Annotated in this window: 13 protein-coding genes, 4 tRNA genes, 3 other RNA genes and 1 pseudogene; 20 read left to right on the forward strand and 1 reads right to left on the reverse strand. The window is 59.8% G+C overall.

The genetic code is table 11. The features are described from left to right. Positions 1–80 precede the first annotated feature (80 nt). The 20 genes and pseudogenes from G3T16_RS13010 to tuf (G3T16_RS13105) all read left to right on the forward strand — a co-directional run bounded on the left by G3T16_RS13010 (position 81) and on the right by tuf (G3T16_RS13105) (position 19,169). A tRNA-Tyr gene (locus G3T16_RS13010) sits at positions 81–164 on the forward strand. A 46-nt stretch (positions 165–210) separates the two neighbouring features. Then, a non-coding RNA gene (locus G3T16_RS13015) (RtT sRNA) lies at positions 211–342 on the forward strand. A 47-nt stretch (positions 343–389) separates the two neighbouring features. Further along, positions 390–519, forward strand: a non-coding RNA gene (locus G3T16_RS13020) — RtT sRNA. A 46-nt stretch (positions 520–565) separates the two neighbouring features. Continuing rightward, positions 566–697: non-coding RNA, RtT sRNA (locus tag G3T16_RS13025), on the forward strand. 94 nt (positions 698–791) lie between these two features. Further along, positions 792–865 (forward strand) — tRNA-Gly (locus tag G3T16_RS13030). A gap of 17 nt (positions 866–882) precedes the next feature. Next, positions 883–958: transfer RNA gene (locus G3T16_RS13035), tRNA-Thr, on the forward strand. Between the two features lie 108 nt (positions 959–1,066). Then, positions 1,067–2,293 (forward strand): elongation factor Tu, encoded by a 1,227-nt coding sequence (gene tuf, locus G3T16_RS13040; RefSeq protein ID WP_163495629.1) that lies wholly within the window; start codon positions 1,067–1,069, stop codon positions 2,291–2,293. A 144-nt stretch (positions 2,294–2,437) separates the two neighbouring features. Then, positions 2,438–2,513 (forward strand) — tRNA-Trp (locus G3T16_RS13045). A 55-nt stretch (positions 2,514–2,568) separates the two neighbouring features. Beyond that, complete coding sequence (gene secE / locus G3T16_RS13050) at positions 2,569–2,931, forward strand: preprotein translocase subunit SecE (RefSeq protein WP_163495630.1); 363 nt, start codon at positions 2,569–2,571, stop codon at positions 2,929–2,931. Positions 2,932–2,954: 23 nt separating this feature from the next. After that, positions 2,955–3,488 carry a transcription termination/antitermination protein NusG gene (gene nusG / locus G3T16_RS13055; RefSeq protein WP_163495631.1) on the forward strand — a complete coding sequence of 178 codons (534 nt, stop codon included), beginning with the start codon at positions 2,955–2,957 and terminating at the stop codon, positions 3,486–3,488. Positions 3,489–3,618: 130 nt separating this feature from the next. Beyond that, positions 3,619–4,053, forward strand: a complete 435-nt coding sequence (gene rplK, locus G3T16_RS13060; protein ID WP_163495632.1) for a 50S ribosomal protein L11 — start codon at positions 3,619–3,621, stop codon at positions 4,051–4,053. Further along, entirely contained in the window at positions 4,053–4,748 is a 696-nt protein-coding gene (rplA, locus tag G3T16_RS13065) for a 50S ribosomal protein L1 (RefSeq protein ID WP_163495633.1), read from the forward strand. Before rplK ends, rplA begins: the two co-directional genes overlap by 1 nt. Positions 4,749–5,059: 311 nt before the next feature. Next, positions 5,060–5,590: a 50S ribosomal protein L10 gene (gene rplJ, locus G3T16_RS13070; protein WP_163495634.1), complete on the forward strand. Its 531-nt coding sequence runs from the start codon at positions 5,060–5,062 to the stop codon at positions 5,588–5,590. Between the two features lie 45 nt (positions 5,591–5,635). Beyond that, positions 5,636–6,016, forward strand: coding sequence for a 50S ribosomal protein L7/L12 (gene rplL, locus G3T16_RS13075; protein WP_163495635.1), 381 nt, complete (start codon positions 5,636–5,638; stop codon positions 6,014–6,016). Between the two features lie 184 nt (positions 6,017–6,200). Next, positions 6,201–10,274 (forward strand): DNA-directed RNA polymerase subunit beta, encoded by a 4,074-nt coding sequence (gene rpoB, locus G3T16_RS13080; protein WP_163495636.1) that lies wholly within the window; start codon positions 6,201–6,203, stop codon positions 10,272–10,274. Positions 10,275–10,361: 87 nt separating this feature from the next. After that, positions 10,362–14,582, forward strand: coding sequence for a DNA-directed RNA polymerase subunit beta' (gene rpoC, locus G3T16_RS13085; RefSeq protein WP_163495637.1), 4,221 nt, complete (start codon positions 10,362–10,364; stop codon positions 14,580–14,582). 227 nt (positions 14,583–14,809) lie between these two features. Next, positions 14,810–15,181, forward strand: coding sequence for a 30S ribosomal protein S12 (rpsL, locus tag G3T16_RS13090; RefSeq protein ID WP_163495638.1), 372 nt, complete (start codon positions 14,810–14,812; stop codon positions 15,179–15,181). A gap of 113 nt (positions 15,182–15,294) precedes the next feature. After that, a complete protein-coding gene (gene rpsG / locus G3T16_RS13095; protein WP_163495639.1) occupies positions 15,295–15,765 on the forward strand; it encodes a 30S ribosomal protein S7 in 471 nt (156 codons plus the stop codon). 36 nt (positions 15,766–15,801) lie between these two features. Further along, the gene (gene fusA / locus G3T16_RS13100; protein WP_163495640.1) at positions 15,802–17,913 is read left to right on the forward strand and encodes an elongation factor G; all 2,112 of its coding nucleotides are present in this window, start codon (positions 15,802–15,804) and stop codon (positions 17,911–17,913) included. Between the two features lie 30 nt (positions 17,914–17,943). Continuing rightward, positions 17,944–19,169: pseudogene (gene tuf / locus G3T16_RS13105) on the forward strand (elongation factor Tu). A gap of 567 nt (positions 19,170–19,736) precedes the next feature. On the opposite strand, the gene G3T16_RS13110 reads toward tuf (G3T16_RS13105), so the two are convergent. Beyond that, the gene (locus G3T16_RS13110; protein ID WP_332102822.1) at positions 19,737–20,147 is read right to left on the reverse strand and encodes a TM2 domain-containing protein; all 411 of its coding nucleotides are present in this window, start codon (positions 20,145–20,147) and stop codon (positions 19,737–19,739) included. Positions 20,148–20,255: the final 108 nt, after the last annotated feature.

The raw sequence follows: 20,255 nt of genomic DNA on the forward strand, positions 1-20,255 counted from the left end.
GAACCAACGCGAGGTCATAATTATAGTGCGAGTTATCGGTTGACAATGGAGAGCCCGGTCTGGACAATATGCCGCCTTTCGGAGGGGTTCCCGAGTGGCCAAAGGGATCAGACTGTAAATCTGACGCGAAAGCTTCGGTGGTTCGAATCCACCCCCCTCCACCAGGTTGTAATGGCAGTAAATTCAGCACTCGTGCTGTAGGTTGAAGTAGTACAGAAGTTGGCAGGGTGGGTTCGAACCACACGGTTCGACCAGGGTGGCGCAGCCACCCGGAGCGCCGCTGAAAAGCGGCGACCCGAAGGGTGAGGGCCGCAGGCCCGAATAATCCACCCCCCTCCACCAGGTTGTAATGGCAGTAAATTCAGCACTCGTGCTGTAGGTTGAAGTAGTACAGAAGTTGGCAGGGTGGGTTCGAACCACACGGTTCGACCAGGGTGGCGCAGCCACCCGGAGCGCCGCTGAAAAGCGGCGACCCGAAGGGTGAGGGCCGCAGGCCCGAATAATCCACCCCCTCCACCAGGTTGTAATGGCAGTAAATTCAGCACTCGTGCTGTAGGTTGAAGTAGTACAGAAGTTGGCAGGGTGGGTTCGAACCACACGGTTCGACCAGGGTGGCGCAGCCACCCGGAGCGCCGCTGAAAAGCGGCGACCCGAAGGGTGAGGGCCGCAGGCCCGAATAATCCACCCCCCTCCACCAGGTTGTAATGGCAGTAAATTCAGCACTCGTGCTGTAGGTTGAAGTAGTACAGAAGTTGGCAGGGTGGGTTCGAACAGGTTGTAATGGCAGTTCGGCGGGTATAGTTCAATGGTAGAACCTCAGCCTTCCAAGCTGATGGTGCGGGTTCGATTCCCGCTACCCGCTCCAGTTGGGTGATAGGCAAGGCTCATATAGCTCAGTCGGTAGAGCACTTCCTTGGTAAGGAAGAGGTCACCGGTTCAAATCCGGTTATGAGCTCCATCCATCCCGGGCGCAAGCAAGCGTTGCGCTGCAGGGTAAAGCACAGATACAGATAGATAGTATGCGGTACCACTGCAGGATCAGGCCGGTGTATAGGAGACCGTCGTAATGGCAAAGGAAAAATTTGAACGTAACAAGCCCCACGTCAACGTGGGAACGATCGGACACGTTGACCATGGCAAGACGACGCTGACGGCGGCGCTGACCAAGGTGTGTGCCGAGACCTGGGGCAGCGGCAGCGCGATTGCGTTCGACGGTATTGATAACGCGCCGGAAGAGAAGGCGCGCGGTATCACCATTGCGACCTCGCACGTGGAATACGATTCCCCGACGCGTCACTACGCGCACGTTGACTGCCCTGGCCACGCGGATTATGTGAAGAACATGATCACCGGTGCAGCACAGATGGACGGTGCGATTCTGGTGTGCGGTGCGACAGACGGCCCGATGCCGCAGACCCGCGAGCACATCCTGCTGTCCCGCCAGGTAGGTGTCCCCTACATTGTGGTGTTCCTGAACAAGGCAGACCTGCTGGCGGAAGATTGCGGCGGTGCGGATTCCGAAGAATACGCAGAGATGAAGGAGCTGGTGGAGATGGAGCTGCGCGAGCTGCTCGACACCTACGACTTCCCGGGCGATGACACGCCGATCATCTGTGGTTCGGCGCTGATGGCGCTGAACGGCGAAGACGAGAACGAGCTGGGTGTGACGGCGGTGAAGACGCTGGTTGAGACGCTGGACGCCTACATTCCGGAGCCGGAGCGGGCGGTAGACCAGGCGTTCCTGATGCCGGTGGAAGACGTGTTCTCGATTTCGGGCCGCGGCACGGTGGTGACAGGGCGTGTTGAGCGCGGTGTGATCAAGGTCGGTGAAGAGATCGAGATTGTCGGTATCAAGGACACGGTGAAGACGACCTGTACCGGTGTGGAGATGTTCCGCAAGCTGCTGGACGAAGGCCGGGCAGGCGAGAACGTGGGCGTGCTGCTGCGCGGTACCAAGCGCGAGGAAGTGGAGCGTGGGCAGGTGCTGGCGAAGCCGGGCTCGGTGAAGCCGCACACCAAGTTCGAGGCCGAGGTGTACGTGCTGTCGAAGGATGAAGGTGGCCGTCACACGCCGTTCTTCAAGGGCTACCGTCCGCAGTTCTACTTCCGGACGACGGACGTGACAGGTGCCTGCGAGCTGCCCGAGGGCGTTGAGATGGTGATGCCGGGTGACAACATCCAGATGGTGGTGACGCTGATAGCGCCGATCGCGATGGAAGACGGGCTGCGCTTTGCAATCCGCGAAGGTGGCCGTACCGTGGGCGCCGGCGTGGTGGCCAAGATCCTCGAATAGGTGCTGCCGGGTTTGCGCGTAGGGGGATAATTACCTTAATTGGCATCCCCCTGGAGACGATAATCCTGTACAATTGTCGCCCCCTAATTCGACGAGCCGAACCGCTTGCTGGCAGTTCGGCTTCGTTGTCTCAGAATACGATTTAGGCCAGTAGCTCAATTGGCAGAGCAGCGGTCTCCAAAACCGCAGGTTGGGGGTTCGATTCCCTCCTGGCCTGCCATTTATGGCAGGAGGCAGTGCGCGGAACGTGCTGCCTTAGACAAAGGACAGTGTAAATGAGTGTGGAAACGACCGCCGGACGGTTCGATTCCGTGAAATGGGTCGTTGTGATCACCCTGCTGGCGGCAGGTGTGGTGGGCAACAGCTATTTCTCGGATCAATCGCTGCTGTACCGTGTGCTGGGTATTGTCGCCGTGGCCATCGTGGCCGCGATGGTAGCCCTGCAGACGGCCAAGGGTGCCGCTTTCTGGTCCCTGGTGAAAAGCTCCCGCACCGAGATTCGCAAGGTCGTCTGGCCCACCCGCCAGGAGACGGTACAAACCACGCTGATCGTCGTGGTTTTCGTATTGGTGGTGGCATTGATGCTGTGGGGGTTGGATTCCTTCCTCGGCTGGCTCGTGTCACTGGCAATTGGTTAGTGCAACAGGATAAGGGATAGCCGATGGCAATGCGTTGGTATGTGGTTCATGCCTACTCGGGCTTCGAAAAGAAAGTCGCGGCAGCCCTGAAGGAGCGTATCGAGCTGCACAACATGCAGGACCGCTTCGGCGAAGTGCTGGTACCCACCGAGGAAGTGGTGGAAATGCGCGCGGGACAGAAGCGTCGCAGCGAGCGCAAATTCTTCCCCGGCTATGTGCTGGTGCAGATGGAGCTGGATGACTCGACCTGGCACCTGGTCAAGGAGACTCCCAGGGTAATGGGCTTCATCGGCGGCAAGGCGGATGCGCCGGCGCCGATTACCGAAGCCGAGGCCGCCGCCATCCTGCAGCGGGTGGAGGCCGGAGTGGAAGCGCCACGCCCCAAGACCCTGTTCGAACCCGGCGAGATGGTGCGGGTGATCGATGGCCCGTTCAACGATTTCAATGGCGTTGTCGAGGAAGTGAATTACGAAAAGAGCCGCCTGAACGTGGCGGTGCTGATTTTTGGCCGTTCCACGCCGGTGGAGCTGGAATTCAGCCAGGTCGAAAAGGCCTGAGCGATTGGATGGTGGGCGGCAAGTGCATGCCCACCGACATTAACTGACGGCCTCTGGCTGTCACAATGGGGAGCCCGACAGCAGGCCGGTAGCGGCTGTTTGAACGGCGTTAGCACCCGGGAGAAAACGCATGGCTAAGAAAGTCCAGGCCTATATCAAGCTGCAGGTTGCTGCAGGACAGGCCAACCCCAGCCCTCCGGTTGGTCCCGCGCTGGGCCAGCACGGGGTCAATATCATGGAATTCTGCAAGGCATTCAATGCCGAGACGCAGGGTCTGGAGCCCGGTCTGCCGATTCCTGTGGTCATCACGGTCTACGGTGACCGTTCGTTTACCTTTATCAAGAAAACCCCGCCCGCGGCAGTGTTGCTGCGCAAGGCCGCCGGTATCAAGTCAGGTTCCGGCACCCCCAATACCCACAAGGTAGGCAAGGTAACCCGCGCCCAGCTCGAAGATGTGGCTACCCAGAAGTGGCCGGACCTGACCGCGACGGACATGGATGCGGCAGTACGCACTATTGCAGGCAGTGCTCGCTCTGCCGGGATCGAAGTAGAGGGGGTGAACTGATGGCCAGGTTATCCAGGCGCGTGCGCGCTTTCCAGGAAAAAATACAGCCAGGCAAAGCCTATCCGCTGGAAGAGGCGGTAGCGCTGCTGAAGCAGTTTGCCACGGCCAAATTCAACGAAACCGTGGAGGTGGCAATCAATCTGGGTGTCGACGCCCGTAAATCCGATCAGGCCGTACGCGGGGCGACCACGTTGCCGCACGGTACCGGCAGTGTGGTGCGGGTGGCAGTATTCACCCAGGGCGATGCCGCCGAGCAGGCCCGGGCCGCTGGCGCCGATTTTGTCGGCATGGAAGAGCTCGCCGAGCAGATCAAGGGCGGGATGATGGATTTTGATGTGGTTATCGCCTCGCCGGATGCCATGCGCGTGGTGGGTCAGTTGGGCCAGTTGCTGGGCCCGCGCGGCCTGATGCCGAACCCCAAGACCGGCACCGTGACTCCCGATGTAATGACAGCGCTGAAAAACGCCAAGGCCGGTCAGGTGCGCTTCCGCACCGACAAGAACGGCATCATCCATGGTGGAATTGGCAAGATCGATTTTGATGTGGAATCCCTGCGGGGCAACCTGGAAGCACTGCTGGCGGACCTGCGCAAGGCCAAACCGGCGGCTGCGAAGGGCATTTACATGAAGAAAGTCACTCTGTCCACCACCATGGGGCCGGGTGTTACTGTCGACCAGGGGTCGATAGCGGTTTGATCGGACTGCCCCGTCGGGGCGGTTCCTCAAGGGCTCTCCAGGGACGGGGAGTCACGGACGGCAGCAACCCAGGTTGCGTTCGTCTACTTTGAGGTCTTTGGAGCAGGCTCAGGCAACAAGCGCCTATTTAGCTGAGAACTGAAGGCCATCAAAGACCGTAGGTGCCGGGGCTGTGTTCGTTGCAGCGTCGGCTTAATCACGCGGTCCGCAAGGGCTGCGACGCCTACGCAGATGGTGGAATTGTTCACCACGCGAGTCGGTCCCATCATAGCGTTGATGAGACCGTAAATGTTAATCCAGGAGTAATACCAGTGGCAATTGGACTCGAAGACAAGAAAGCGATCGTTGCTGAAGTTAACGAGACTGCCACCAGTGCCCTGTCCCTTGTGATCGCCGATGCACGTGGCGTATCAGTGGGCGGGATGACGGCTCTGCGCAAGGATGCGCGCGACAATGCAGTGACCCTCCGTGTTGTGCGGAACACACTGGCAAAGCGCGCGCTGGCAGGTACGGACTATGAGTGCATTTATGACGTACTCGTGGGTCCGTCCCTGTTCGGGTTTTCTATGGAAGACCCGGGCGCAGCGGCCCGACTCTTTAAGGAATTCGCCAAGGAGAATAAAAACTTCGAGGTGAAGGCACTGGCGGTGAGCGGCCAAATGCTGGGTGCGGATCAACTGGATGTACTGGCTACATTGCCGACGCGTGATCAGGCACTCTCGATGTTGATGAGTGTAATGCAGGCGCCGGTAACCAAGCTGGTACAGACAATGAACGAAGTACCTGGAAAATTGGTTCGCACACTGGCAGCAGTACGCGATCAGAAAGAGGCAGCGGCGTAAGCCACGGCCGTCATTTATTTATCAGCTAACCAGGAGATATGAGTCATGGCTCTGTCTAAAGACGACATTTTGAATGCAATCGCTGAAATGAGCGTAATGGAAATCGTTGAGCTCATCAGCGCAATGGAAGAAAAGTTTGGCGTAACCGCCGCCGCGGCTGTCGCTGCTGCGCCGGCTGCCGCCGCCGGTGACGCCGGAGCGGCTGCTGAAGAGCAGACCGAGTTCGACGTTATCCTGACTGCCGCTGGCGACAAGAAAGTCAACGTCATCAAGGTTGTGCGGGCAGTAACCGGCCTGGGCCTGAAAGAAGCCAAGGCTGTGGTTGATGGCGCTCCTGCTCCGGTCAAGGAAGGTGCTACCAAGGCGGAAGCCGAGGACATCAAAAAGCAGGTTGAAGAAGCTGGCGGTTCTGTCGAGCTCAAGTAAGACGCTCGATGTTGGTCTGGCATGTTGCCGGGCAAGGGTCAGGCTGGTGGGCGTTTTGCCCGCCGGCCTTTTCCCGCTTCAAGAGAACAGTTTTTCAGGGCTGGCAAGCACCAACTGCGCAGCCCGTCAAAAGTTTCGTTGTCCGCTCGCTGCGGTGACAGGCTAAACACGCTGGGGAGTACTGATGGCATACTCGTACACTGAGAAAAAACGTATTCGCAAGGACTTCGGCACACTGTCGAACATTATGGATGTTCCATACCTGCTTGCGATTCAACTGGATTCATACAGGAAGTTTACCCAGCAGGGCGTCCCCCTGGAAGAGCGCGGCGACTATGGTCTGCACGCAGCCTTCAAGTCTGTTTTCCCGATTGTCAGCTACAGCGGCAACGCGGCACTCGAATATGTAGATTATCGGCTGGGAACGCCGGTTTTTGATGTCAGCGAGTGCCAGTTACGCGGCGTGACCTATTCCTGCGCCCTGCGGGTCAAGGTGCGGCTGATCATCTACGACAAGGACTCGTCGAACAAGACCATCAAGGATATCAAGGAGCAGGAAGTCTACATGGGGGAGATCCCCCTGATGACCGACAATGGCACCTTTGTCGTCAATGGCACCGAGCGCGTTATCGTATCCCAGCTGCATCGCTCGCCCGGCGTTTTCTTTGACCACGACAAGGGCAAGACCCATTCGTCCGGCAAGCTGCTGTACTCGGCCCGGGTGATCCCCTACCGTGGCTCCTGGCTGGACTTCGAGTTCGATCCCAAGGATCTGGTCTTCGTCCGTATCGACCGGCGCCGCAAGCTGCCCGCGACCATTTTGCTGCGGGCGCTGGGCTACGAGTCCGAAGAAATCCTCGACATGTTCTACGAGGTCAATACCTTCCACGTCGACAAGGCAGGCAACTACAAGATGGCGCTGATTCCCGCGCGCCTGCGTGGTGATGTCGCCTCTTTCGATATCAAGGTCGGCAACAAGGTTGTGGTCGAGCAGGGCCGGCGTATTACGGCGCGGCATATTCGCGAGCTGGAACAGGCAGAAGTGTCCGAACTGGAAATTCCACGCGAGTACCTCTACGGCCGCGCGCTGGCCAAGAACGTGGTCGACAAGAAAACCGGTGAGATCCTGGTCGAGTGCAACTCGGCTCTGACCGAGGAAATCCTGGACAAGCTGACCGCAACGGGTGCCGAGACCATCGAGACCCTGTACACCAATGAGCTGGACTGTGGTCCGTTCATTTCCGACACGCTGCGCCAGGACACCACCCGCAATGAACTCGAGGCGCTGGTGGAAATCTACCGCATGATGCGCCCGGGCGAGCCGCCTACCAAGGAGTCGGCCGAGAACCTGTTCCAGAATCTGTTCTTCTCCGCCGATCGCTATGATCTGTCGGCTGTAGGCCGGATGAAGTTCAACCGCCGTCTGGGTCGCGAGGAAGTGACCGGCAACGGGGTGCTGGACCGGCAGGACATAGTCGATGTGCTGAAGGCCCTGGTGTCCATCCGCAACGGCCGCGGCATGACCGATGACATCGATCACCTGGGCAACCGCCGGGTGCGCAGTGTCGGCGAAATGGCGGAAAACCAGTTCCGGGTCGGCCTGGTGCGGGTCGAGCGGGCGGTGAAAGAGCGCCTGTCGATGGCCGAGAGCGAAGGCCTGATGCCGCAGGACCTGATCAACGCCAAGCCGGTCTCGGCCGCGGTCAAGGAGTTTTTCGGCTCCAGCCAGCTGTCGCAGTTCATGGACCAGAACAACCCGCTGTCGGAAGTGACCCACAAGCGCCGGGTGTCCGCGCTCGGCCCGGGCGGTCTGACCCGCGAACGCGCCGGCTTCGAGGTCCGCGATGTGCATCCGACCCACTACGGCCGGGTATGCCCGATCGAGACGCCGGAAGGCCCCAACATCGGCCTGATCAATTCGCTGGCAACCTATGCTCGTACCAATGAGTACGGCTTTCTCGAAAGTCCGTACCGGAAGGTGGTCGACGGCCAGGTAACCGATGAGATCGAATTCCTGTCCGCCATCAATGAGGCCGATTATGTGATTGCCCAGGCCTCGGCCTCGGTGGACGCCGACAACCGCTTTGTCGACGACCTGATCGCTGTGCGGCACATGAATGAATTTACCGTCATGCCGCCCGAGCGGGTGGGGTATATGGACGTGTCGCCGAAACAGGTGGTGTCGGTTGCCGCGGCGCTGATCCCCTTTCTGGAACACGATGACGCCAACCGCGCCCTGATGGGCTCCAACATGCAGCGGCAGGCCGTGCCGACGCTGAAATGCGAGAAGCCGCTGGTGGGTACCGGCATCGAGCGTTATGTGGCGGCGGACTCCGGGGTCTGTGTGGTCGCCCGCCGCGACGGCGTGATCGACTCGGTCGACGCGAGCCGGATAGTGGTACGGATCAACAACGATGATGTCGGCCCGGACGAAGCGCCGGTGGATATCTACAACCTGACCAAATATACCCGCTCCAACCAGAATACCTGCATCAACCAGCGTCCGATTGTACGCCAGGGCGATGTAGTGGCCCGCGGTGATATTCTCGCCGACGGTCCCTCCATCGATATGGGCGAGTTGGCCCTGGGCCAGAACATCCGCATCGCGTTCATGCCCTGGAACGGCTACAACTTCGAGGATTCCATCCTGGTGTCCGAGAAGGTCGTGAAGGAGGATCGCTTCACCACCATCCATATCCAGGAACTGACCTGTATCGCCCGCGATACCAAGCTGGGTTCGGAGGAGATTTCGGCGGACATTCCGAATGTCGGTGAGAGTGCCCTGGCCAAGCTGGATGAATCCGGCATTGTCTACATCGGTGCCGAGGTGGGAGCTGGCGATATCCTGGTGGGCAAGGTTACGCCCAAGGGCGAGACCCAGCTGACCCCGGAGGAAAAGCTGCTGCGTGCGATTTTTGGCGAGAAGGCTTCGGACGTCAAGGACACGTCCCTGCGGGTGCCCTCCAGCACCAAGGGTACCGTGATTGATGTGCAGGTCTTTACCCGCGATGGCCTGGAGAAGGACCAGCGCGCACTGCAGATCGAGAAATACCAGCTCGACCAGTTCCGCAAGGACCTGAAGGAAGAGTACCGGATCTATGAGGAGGCCACCTTCTCCCTGCTGGCCAACCAGCTGTCCGGCGCCACGACGGTGAGCGGCGCTGGTCTGGCCAAGGGTACCGTGCTGGATGAAGCGGTACTGGCTGAGCTGGACCGGGACCAGTGGTTCAAGCTGAAGCTGTCCGAGGCCGAGCTGAACGAGGCGCTGGCCTCTGCCCGGCGCCAGCTGGACGAGCAAAACCGCCTGCTGGAAGAACGTTTCGAGGACAAGAAGCGCAAACTGCAAAGCGGCGACGATCTGGCGCCCGGTGTGCTGAAGATCGTCAAGGTCTATCTGGCCATCAAGCGCCGGATCCAGCCCGGTGACAAGATGGCCGGCCGCCACGGCAACAAGGGCGTGATCTCGGTGATCATGCCGGTGGAAGACATGCCCTTCGACGAAAACGGCGAGCCTGTCGATATCGTGCTGAACCCGCTGGGTGTGCCCTCGCGCATGAACGTGGGACAGGTACTGGAAACCCACCTGGGCATGGCGGCCAGGGGCCTGGGCGTGAAGATCGACAACATGCTGCGCGAGCAGCGCAAGGTTGCCGAACTGCGCAAGTTCCTGGAGCAGATCTACAACAATGGTGCCGGTCGCAGCGAGGACCTGAAGTCCCTCAGCGATCCCGAAATACTGGCACTTGCGAACAATCTGCGCGCGGGTGTGCCGATGGCGACGCCGGTGTTCGACGGGGCGGCAGAAGGCGCCATCAAGGAACTGCTGGCGCTCGCGGACCTGCCGGAGAGCGGCCAGTTCACACTGTATGACGGCCGTACCGGCGAGTCCTTTGATCGCCAGGTGACAGTCGGCTACATGTACATGTTGAAGTTGAACCACCTGGTTGACGACAAGATGCACGCCCGTTCCACCGGCTCCTACAGCCTGGTAACCCAGCAGCCGCTGGGGGGCAAGGCCCAGTTCGGTGGTCAGCGCTTCGGGGAGATGGAGGTCTGGGCCCTGGAGGCCTACGGCGCCGCCTACACTCTGCAGGAGATGCTGACCGTGAAATCGGACGACGTTGCCGGCCGTACCAAGATGTACAAGAACATCGTGGATGGCGACCATCGTATGGAGCCGGGCATGCCCGAGTCCTTCAATGTGCTGGTCAAGGAAATACGCTCCCTCGGTATTGATATCGAGCTGGAGAGTGACTAGTGCCTGGTTAACAGCTTTATGGACTCGGGGCTGAGGTGGCAGTTGATGCCACCCCGGCTGTAAGGAAAACCTCTCGGAGGAAAGACCTTGAAAGACTTACTTAATCTACTCAAATCCCAGGGACAGTCAGAAGAGTTCGATGCGATCCGTATCGGCCTGGCGTCGCCGGAGATGATTCGCGCGTGGTCCTTTGGCGAAGTCAAGAAGCCGGAGACCATCAACTACCGGACTTTCAAACCGGAGCGCGACGGCCTGTTCTGCGCCAAGATCTTTGGCCCGGTGAAGGACTATGAGTGCCTCTGTGGCAAGTACAAGCGCCTCAAACACCGTGGTGTCATCTGTGAAAAATGCGGTGTCGAAGTGGCGCTGGCCAAGGTCCGCCGCGAGCGCATGGGCCATATCGAATTGGCGAGTCCAGTGGCGCATATCTGGTTCCTGAAGTCGCTGCCCTCGCGTATCGGCCTGTTGCTGGACATGACCCTGCGCGATATCGAACGGGTACTCTATTTCGAATCCTATGTGGTGACCGATCCGGGTCTGACCACGCTCAATCCCGCCCAGTTGTTGACCGATGAGGAATACTACGAGGCGATGGAGGAGTTCGGCGACGAATTCACCGCGAAAATGGGTGCTGAAGCAGTTCAGGATCTGATGAAGCAGCTCGACCTGGAGCGCGAAATCAGCAACCTGCGCGAGGAGATCCCGGCCACCAATTCGGAGACCAAGATCAAGAAGCTGTCCAAGCGGTTGAAGTTGATGGAGGCCTTCGCCGGCTCCGGCAACAAGCCCGAGTGGATGGTACTCAATGCCCTGCCGGTACTGCCGCCGGACCTGCGCCCGCTGGTGCCGCTGGATGGCGGCCGCTTTGCGACCTCCGACCTCAACGACCTGTACCGCCGGGTGATCAACCGCAACAACCGCCTCAAGCGGCTGCTGGACCTGAACGCACCGGACATCATCGTGCGCAACGAAAAGCGCATGCTGCAGGAGTCTGTGGACGCGCTGCTGGATAACGGCCGCCGCGGCCGGGCCATCACCGGTTCCAACAAGCGGCCACTGAAGTCCCTGGCCGACATGATCAAGGGCAAGCAGGGGCGGTTCCGCCAGAACCTGCTGGGCAAGCGGGTGGACTACTCCGGCCGCTCGGTGATCGTGGTGGGCCCCACCCTGCGTCTGCACCAGTGCGGACTGCCCAAGAAAATGGCGCTGGAACTGTTCAAGCCCTTCATTTTTGGCAAGCTGGAGGCGCGCGGTCTGGCGACCACCATCAAGGCGGCCAAGAAAATGGTCGAGCGCGAGCCGCCGGAAGTATGGGATATCCTCGCCGAAGTGATTCGCGAGCACCCGGTGCTGCTGAACCGGGCACCCACCCTGCACCGCCTGGGCATCCAGGCCTTCGAGCCGGTGCTGATCGAAGGCAAGGCGATCCAGCTGCACCCGCTGGTCTGCGCCGCCTACAACGCTGACTTTGACGGTGACCAGATGGCGGTCCACGTGCCGCTGACCATCGAGGCCCAGCTGGAAGCGCGGGCGCTGATGATGTCCACCAACAACATCCTGTCGCCGGCCAGCGGTGATCCCATCATCGTGCCGTCCCAGGACGTGGTGCTGGGTCTGTATTACATGACCCGCTCCCGGGTCAACGCCAAGGGCGAGGGCATGATCTTTGCCAACGTTTCCGAGGTCAACCGCGCCTATCGCGGGGGTCACGTACACCTGCAGGCACGGGTCAAGGTACGTATCCATGAAGTGGTTCAAACCGAAGAAGGTGACCGCATGGAGCGCACCTTCATCGCCGATACGACGGTCGGCCGGGCATTGCTGTGGGAGATTGTCCCCGAGGGAATCGGTTATGAGATGGTCAACCAGGATATGGCCAAAAAGGCGATTTCCCGGATCATCAACCAGTGCTACCGCGTTGTGGGTCTGAAGGCCACGGTCATTTTTGCCGATCAGTTGATGTATACCGGCTACGAGTACTCCACCCGTTCCGGCTCCTCCATCGGTGTGAACGACTTTGTGATCCCCGAAGCGAAGGCCGAGCTCATCGCCCGCGCGGACCGGGAAGTGAAGGAGATCGAAGACCAGTATGCGGCCGGTCTGGTCACCCAGGGCGAGAAGTACAACAAGGTTATCGATATCTGGTCACGCGCCAATGATCTGGTGTCCAAGGCAATGATGGATGGCCTGTCCAAGGAGACGGTGATCAACCGCGATGGCGAGGAAGAAGATCAGGCCTCGTTCAACTCGGTGTATATCTATGCTGACTCCGGCGCGCGCGGTTCACCCGCCCAGATCCGTCAACTGGCGGGTATGCGCGGTCTGATGGCCAAGCCGGACGGCTCCATCATCGAGACGCCGATCACCGCCAACTTCCGCGAGGGTCTGAACGTACTTCAGTATTTTATTTCCACGCACGGGGCCCGCAAGGGTCTGGCGGACACGGCACTGAAAACGGCCAACTCCGGTTACCTGACCCGGCGCCTGGTCGACGTGGCCCAGGACCTGGTGGTCACCGAAGTGGATTGCGGCACCGACCGCGGCCTGCTGATGACACCGGTCATCGACGGCGGCGATATCATCGAGTCACTGGGTGACCGTGTTCTGGGCCGGATTGTGGCCAAGGACGTGATCAAGCCTGGCAGCAGTGAGGAAATTGCGATCACTGCCGGCACCATGCTCGATGAATTGTGGATCAAGCGGCTTGAGGAAATGGGCATCGACGAAGTGGAAGTGCGCTCGCCGATTACCTGCGAGACCCGCCACGGGATCTGCTCCACCTGCTACGGGCGTGACCTGGCGCGCGGGCACCGGGTCAACATGGGCGAGGCCATTGGTGTGGTCGCGGCCCAGTCCATTGGTGAGCCGGGTACCCAGCTTACCATGCGCACCTTCCACATTGGTGGGGCGGCGTCGCGGCAGACGGCCCAGGACAACATCCAGGTGATGAACGAGGGCAGCGTGCGGCTGCACAACGTGAAGACTGTAGAGCGCAAGGACGGCTTCCTGATTGCAGTATCCCGTTCCGGCGAGCTGTCCATCCTCGACAAGATGGGTCGTGAGCGCGAGCGCTACAAACTGCCCTACGGTGCGATCATCAAGGTGCATGACAACGCCGAGGTATCCGCCGGCGACATCGTCGCCAACTGGGATCCCCACACCCACCCGATCATTACCGAGGTGGCGGGTATCGCCAGGTTCTCGGGTATGGAGGAGGGGATTACCATCAAGCGCCAGACCGACGAGCTGACGGGTCTGTCCAACATTGAGGTGCTGGATCTGGGTGAGCGGCCGGCGGCGGGCAAGGATGTGCGTCCGGCGGTGTCCCTGGTGGACAGCAACGGTGACGAACTCTGCCTGGCTGGCACCAATGTGCCGGCTCACTACTTCCTGCCGGCCCACGCCCTGGTGGCGCCGGAGAATGGCGCCAATCTGGAGGCGGGCGACGTTATTGCGCGGATTCCCCAGGAAGGCTCCAAGACCCGGGATATCACCGGCGGTCTGCCGCGGGTGGCGGACCTGTTCGAGGCTCGCAAGCCCAAGGAGCCTGCCATCCTGGCAGAGATCTCCGGCACTGTGAGCTTTGGCAAGGAAACCAAGGGCAAGCGGCGGCTGGTGATCACGCCCACCGACAGCACGACGCTGGCGGATGGCTCGGATCACTACGAGGCGTTGATTCCCAAGTGGCGCAACATGTCGGTGTTTGAGGGCGAGTTTGTCGAAAAAGGCGAGGTGGTCTCCGAGGGCCCGCTGAGCCCGCACGATATCCTGCGCCTCAAGGACGTCAAGGAGCTGGCGAAGTACATTGTCAATGAGATCCAGGAGGTGTACCGCCTCCAGGGTGTGAAGATCAATGACAAGCACATCGAAGTCATCGTGCGCCAGATGTTGCGCAAGGTCGTCATCACTTCGTCCGGGGACTCCAGTCTGATCAAGGGCGAGCAGGTCGAGCATGTGACCTTCCTGGAAGAGAACGAACGCCTGCTGGCGGAGGGCATGGTGCCCGCCACTGCCGAGCGCGAGTTGCTGGGCATCACCAAGGCATCGCTGGCGACCGAGAGCTTTATCTCGGCGGCATCGTTCCAGGAGACCACCCGCGTCCTCACCGAGGCTGCTGTCACCGGCAAGCGGGATTATCTGCGCGGACTCAAGGAAAACGTCGTTGTGGGCCGCCTGATTCCGGCGGGCACCGGCCTGGCCTATCATGCCGAGCGCAAGCGCACCCGCGGTGGCGAGACGGAAATGAGTGTTTCGGCCCAGGAAATCGAAGCAGCACTGACCGAGGCACTGCAGGACAGCAACAGCTAGTCGCATCATTGCGCGGCACGGGCGGGGTATTCCCCGCCCGTTTGACCCTTGACTACTACGGGGGGCGTCTATAGAATGCCGCCTCCTCTTTCCCGGGGTGTTTTCGTGCGTCCTTGTTTGGGCGAACGCGGACGCATATCGTTGCAGCGCTGGCCGCTGCCGCCCCCGGGCCTGAAGGCCGGCCCCAGGGCCATGAAAATCAACAGAATGTTTGGAGTTCTAACTGAATGGCAACGATCAACCAATTGGTTCGTACGCCCAGAAAGCGCAAAGTGGCAAAGAGCGATGTGCCCGCCCTGCAAAGCTGTCCGCAGCGCCGCGGTGTGTGCACCCGTGTTTACACCACGACCCCGAAAAAGCCGAACTCGGCTCTGCGCAAGGTTTGCCGTGTACGCCTGACCAACGGTTACGAAGTCTCTTCGTATATCGGTGGCGAGGGACACAACCTGCAGGAGCACAGTGTAGTGCTGATACGCGGTGGTCGGGTCAAGGACTTGCCGGGGGTGCGTTACCACACCGTCCGCGGCAGCCTGGATACCTCCGGGGTGGCCAATCGCCGCCAGGCCCGTTCCAAGTATGGTACCAAGCGTCCCAAGTAAACCGGCTCCAGGCTGCGCCTGAGCAAACGAATGTAGTAAGGCTGAACCCCTGCCTCCCCCGCATATGTGGCAGGTCGGTGTTCGGATCAACCTGAAGAGAGAAGGGCACAATCATGCCGAGAAGAAGAGTAGTCGCCAAGCGCGAAGTGCTGCCAGATCCCAAATACGGCAACACCACGCTGGCAAAATTCATGAACCATGTCATGGTGAGTGGCAAGAAATCCGTGGCCGAAGGTATCGTCTACGGTGCCCTGGAGATCGTCCAGGAGCGTCTGAAGAAAGACCCCATCGAAGCCTTTGACGAGGCACTTGAGAATATCGCGCCGATGGTCGAGGTGAAATCCCGCCGTGTGGGTGGGGCCACCTATCAGGTACCTGTCGAAGTGCGTCCCGCCCGCCGGGTAGCACTGTCCATGCGCTGGCTGGTTGATTACGCCCGCAATCGTGGCGAAAAGTCGATGCGCCAGCGTCTGGCGGGTGAAATCATCGATGCTTCCCAGGGCAAGGGCAATGCCGTGAAGAAGCGCGAGGATGTGCACCGCATGGCGGAAGCGAACAAGGCGTTCTCTCACTACCGTTTTTAATCTGTTGCCCAGCAACCTGTAATTGGGGATTTTATCGTGGCACGCAAGACTCCTATCAAGCGATACCGGAACATCGGTATCTGCGCCCATGTGGATGCGGGTAAAACCACAACCACCGAGCGCGTACTTTTCTACACCGGACTGTCCCACAAGATTGGTGAGGTGCACGATGGTGCAGCCACCATGGACTGGATGGAGCAGGAACAGGAGCGGGGTATTACCATCACCTCTGCGGCGACCACCTGTTTCTGGCGTGGCATGGATGCCCAGTTTGACGAGCACCGCATCAATATCATCGACACCCCCGGACACGTTGATTTCACGATCGAAGTGGAGCGGTCCCTGCGGGTGCTGGACGGTGCCGTGGTAGTACTGTGCGGTTCTTCCGGCGTGCAGCCGCAGACCGAGACGGTCTGGCGTCAGGCCAACAAATACGAAGTGCCGCGTATGGTCTTCGTCAACAAGATGGACCGGGCCGGTGCCGATTTTCGCAGGGTAGTCGAGCAGTTGAAGACCCGCCTGGGCGCCAATCCGGTGCCCCTGCAGATGACCATTGGCGCCGAGGACGGGTTCCGCGGCGTGGTTGACCTGATCAAGAACAAGACCATCATCTGGAGCGAAGACGACCAGGGCATGACCTTTACACATGCACCGGTGCCGGCGGACCTGGTTGATGAGGTCGCGGAAATGCGGGAATTCCTGGTGGAAGCCGCTGCCGAGGCCAATGAAGAGCTGATGGACAAGTACCTGGAAGGCGGCTCGTTGACCGAGGAAGAAATCAAGCTGGGTATTCGTACCCGCACCCTGGCTGGCGAGATCGTGCCAGTGCTGGGCGGTTCCGCTTTCAAGAACAAGGGCGTACAGGCGATGCTGGACGCAGTGATCGAATACCTCCCTTCACCCACAGAAGTGCGGGCGATCGAAGGCACCTTGCTGGACAAGGACGACACTGTCGAAACCCGGGAAGCGGATGACGATGCTCCCTTTGCCGCGCTGGCCTTCAAGATTGCCACCGACCCCTTTGTCGGCACCTTGACCTTCTTCCGGGTCTACTCCGGCAAGCTGGAAAGCGGTACCGGCGTATTCAACTCGGTCAAGCAGAAGAAAGAACGTATCGGCCGCATGGTGCAGATGCACGCCAACAGTCGCGAAGAGATCAAGGAAGTACTGGCCGGTGATATCGCGGCGGCAGTGGGCCTGAAGGATACCACCACGGGGGATACCCTGTGTGATATGACCAAGCCTATCGTCCTGGAGCGCATGGAGTTTCCCGAGCCGGTGATTTCGGTGGCGGTAGAGCCGAAGTCCAAGGCCGATCAGGAAAAAATGGGTATTGCGCTGGGCAAGCTGGCCCAGGAAGATCCTTCCTTCAGGGTCAAGACGGATCCTGAGTCAGGGCAGACCATTATCTCGGGCATGGGCGAGTTGCACTTGGATATCCTGGTAGACCGGATGCGCCGCGAGTTCAGCGTCGAGGCGAATATCGGCAAACCGCAGGTGGCGTACCGCGAAGCAATCCGCAATACCAGTGAGATCGAAGGCAAGTTCGTGCGCCAATCCGGTGGCCGCGGCCAGTACGGTCACGTCTGGATCCGGTTTCAGCCGGGCGAAGACGAGAACGCCGAGGGCCTCGAGTTCGTCAATGAGGTGGTCGGTGGTACCGTGCCCCGGGAATACATTCCCGCGGTGCAGAAAGGGGTTGAAGAACAGATGCAGAATGGTGTCCTGGCGGGCTACCCGTTGCTGGGCTTGAAAGCCACCCTGTTTGACGGCTCCTTCCACGATGTGGACTCCAACGAAATGGCGTTCAAGATTGCTGCCAGCATGGCAACCAAGAAGCTGGCGCAGCACGGTGGCGCCGTGTTGCTGGAGCCCATCATGAAAGTGGAAGTCATCACGCCTGAGGAGAACATGGGTGACGTAGTCGGTGACCTCAACCGGCGCCGTGGCCTTATCTCAGGCATGGACGAAAGCGTGTCCGGCAAAGTCATCAATGCCGAAGTGCCGTTGGCGGAGATGTTTGGTTATGCGACCGACCTGCGTTCAGCGACGCAGGGCCGGGCCACCTATACGATGGAGTTCATGAAATACTCCGAGGCGCCGAACAATATCGCGCAGGAAATTATTTCCAAGAACACAACCAAGTAATTTTCAGCTATCTCACAGAGGTGAATTAAAGTGGCAAAGGAAAAATTTGAACGTAACAAGCCCCACGTCAACGTGGGAACAATCGGACACGTTGACCATGGCAAGACGACGCTGACGGCGGCGCTGACCAAGGTGTGTGCCGAGACCTGGGGCAGCGGCAGCGCGATTGCGTTCGACGGTATTGACAATGCGCCGGAAGAGAAGGCGCGCGGTATCACCATTGCGACCTCGCACGTGGAATATGATTCCCCGACGCGTCACTACGCGCACGTTGACTGCCCTGGCCACGCGGATTATGTGAAGAACATGATTACCGGTGCGGCACAGATGGACGGCGCGATTCTGGTGTGCGGTGCGACAGACGGCCCGATGCCGCAGACCCGTGAGCACATCCTGCTGTCCCGCCAGGTGGGTGTCCCTACATTGTGGTGTTTCTGAACAAGGCAGACCTGCTGGCGGAAGATTGCGGCGGTGCGGATTCCGAAGAATACGCAGAGATGAAGGAGCTGGTGGAGATGGAGCTGCGCGAGCTGCTCGACACCTACGACTTCCCGGGCGATGACACGCCGATCATCTGTGGTTCGGCGCTGATGGCGCTGAACGGCGAAGACGAGAACGAGCTGGGTGTGACGGCGGTGAAGACGCTGGTGGAGACGCTGGACGCCTACATTCCGGAGCCGGAGCGGGCGGTAGACCAGGCGTTCCTGATGCCGGTGGAAGACGTGTTCTCGATTTCGGGCCGCGGCACGGTGGTGACAGGGCGTGTTGAGCGCGGTGTGATCAAGGTCGGTGAAGAGATCGAGATTGTCGGTATCAAGGACACGGTGAAGACGACCTGTACCGGTGTGGAGATGTTCCGCAAGCTGCTGGACGAAGGCCGGGCGGGCGAGAACGTGGGCGTGCTGCTGCGTGGCACCAAGCGCGAGGAAGTGGAGCGTGGGCAGGTGCTGGCGAAGCCGGGTTCGGTGAAGCCGCACACCAAGTTCGAGGCCGAGGTGTATGTGCTGTCGAAGGATGAAGGTGGCCGTCACACGCCGTTCTTCAAGGGCTACCGTCCGCAGTTCTACTTCCGGACCACGGACGTGACGGGTGCCTGCGAGCTGCCCGAGGGCGTTGAGATGGTGATGCCGGGTGACAACATCCAGATGGTGGTGACGCTGATAGCGCCGATCGCGATGGAAGACGGGCTGCGTTTTGCAATCCGCGAAGGCGGCCGCACCGTGGGCGCCGGCGTGGTGGCCAAAATCCTCGAGTAAGCCTGTACCCTGCAGTTCCAGAAGCCCGGCCATGTGCCGGGCTTTTTTTTGGGCCGGATGTATGGGATGTATACGTTTTAAGGGCTATTTCCCTCCATTTTTTGTTTCAAGCTCCAGATGTCTGAGGGTATGCCCATATCCGGTGCGTTTCGTGCCTCAACGCACCCTATGTCCTCAAGGCAGCACCGCCTGCAGAGGCAGCATCGGTCTGAATAGGGTGCACCGCCTGCATAGGGTGCGCTGACAAAGGAAGCGCACCATCTATGTATGGGATGTATACGTTTTAAGGGCTATTTCCCTCCATTTTTTGTTTCAAGCTCCAGATGTCTGAGGGTATGCCCATATCCGGTGCGTTTCGTGCCTCAACGCACCCTATGTCCTCAAGGCAGCACCGCCTGCAGAGGCAGCATCGGTCTGAATAGGGTGCACCGCCTGCATAGGGTGCGCTGACAAAGGAAGCGCACCATCGTCCCCCTGGTCTTTGTTTCAGGTATCAGGTCGTGGCGGGAGCTATCCGGTGCGTTTCGTGCCTCAACGCACCCTATGGGTAGGCATTGGGCCCCTTACTTAGCGGTGGTTTTTCTCCGAAATCTGCCCATTTAGCGTCAGGAAGTCATACAGCACCCCGAACCCGAACAGTCCCAGGGTCAGCAGGTACAGCAGGCCGGTGAATATCTTGCCCATATAGAAGCGGTGTATCCCGAACACCCCGAGAAAGGTCAGCAGGATCCAGGCGAGATTGTAGTCGACGGGGCCGTCCTGGTAGCGGCGGTCCGCATCGCGTGACATGCCGGGAATCAGGAACAGGTCGATGATCCAGCCAATGAAGAACAGCCCCAGCGTGAAAAACCAGATAATGCCGGTAATCTGGCGGCCATAGTAGAAGCGGTGGGCGCCGATAAAGCCGAAAATCCACAACAAATAGCCCATCACCACCGAGTGAGTCTCGACCTGTTGTTCGATCTGCCGCTCCATCATTGCCTTCCCGTTGCCTTCCCGTTGCCTTCCCGTTGCCTTCCCGTTGCCCTGGCGGGTACCATGGTCTCCCTGCGACGATCGGCGGTCAAGCTATTCTCCAGACCGCAT

The sequence above is a fragment of the Kineobactrum salinum genome (assembly GCF_010669285.1).
Lineage (GTDB): Bacteria > Pseudomonadota > Gammaproteobacteria > Pseudomonadales > Halieaceae > Kineobactrum > Kineobactrum salinum.

Excerpts from the sequence above, each read along its gene's own strand:
- G3T16_RS13110 (WP_332102822.1), bottom strand. The coding sequence starts at position 20,147 with ATGATGGAGCGGCAGATCGAACAACAGGTCGAGACTCACTCGGTGGTG.
- rplL (WP_163495635.1), top strand. The coding sequence starts at position 5,636 with ATGGCTCTGTCTAAAGACGACATTTTGAATGCAATCGCTGAAATGAGC.
- rplA (WP_163495633.1), top strand. The coding sequence starts at position 4,053 with ATGGCCAGGTTATCCAGGCGCGTGCGCGCTTTCCAGGAAAAAATACAG.
- tuf (WP_163495629.1), top strand. The coding sequence starts at position 1,067 with ATGGCAAAGGAAAAATTTGAACGTAACAAGCCCCACGTCAACGTGGGA.
- rpoB (WP_163495636.1), top strand. The coding sequence starts at position 6,201 with ATGGCATACTCGTACACTGAGAAAAAACGTATTCGCAAGGACTTCGGC.
- rplK (WP_163495632.1), top strand. The coding sequence starts at position 3,619 with ATGGCTAAGAAAGTCCAGGCCTATATCAAGCTGCAGGTTGCTGCAGGA.
- rpsL (WP_163495638.1), top strand. The coding sequence starts at position 14,810 with ATGGCAACGATCAACCAATTGGTTCGTACGCCCAGAAAGCGCAAAGTG.
- rpsG (WP_163495639.1), top strand. The coding sequence starts at position 15,295 with ATGCCGAGAAGAAGAGTAGTCGCCAAGCGCGAAGTGCTGCCAGATCCC.
- nusG (WP_163495631.1), top strand. The coding sequence starts at position 2,955 with ATGGCAATGCGTTGGTATGTGGTTCATGCCTACTCGGGCTTCGAAAAG.
- secE (WP_163495630.1), top strand. The coding sequence starts at position 2,569 with ATGAGTGTGGAAACGACCGCCGGACGGTTCGATTCCGTGAAATGGGTC.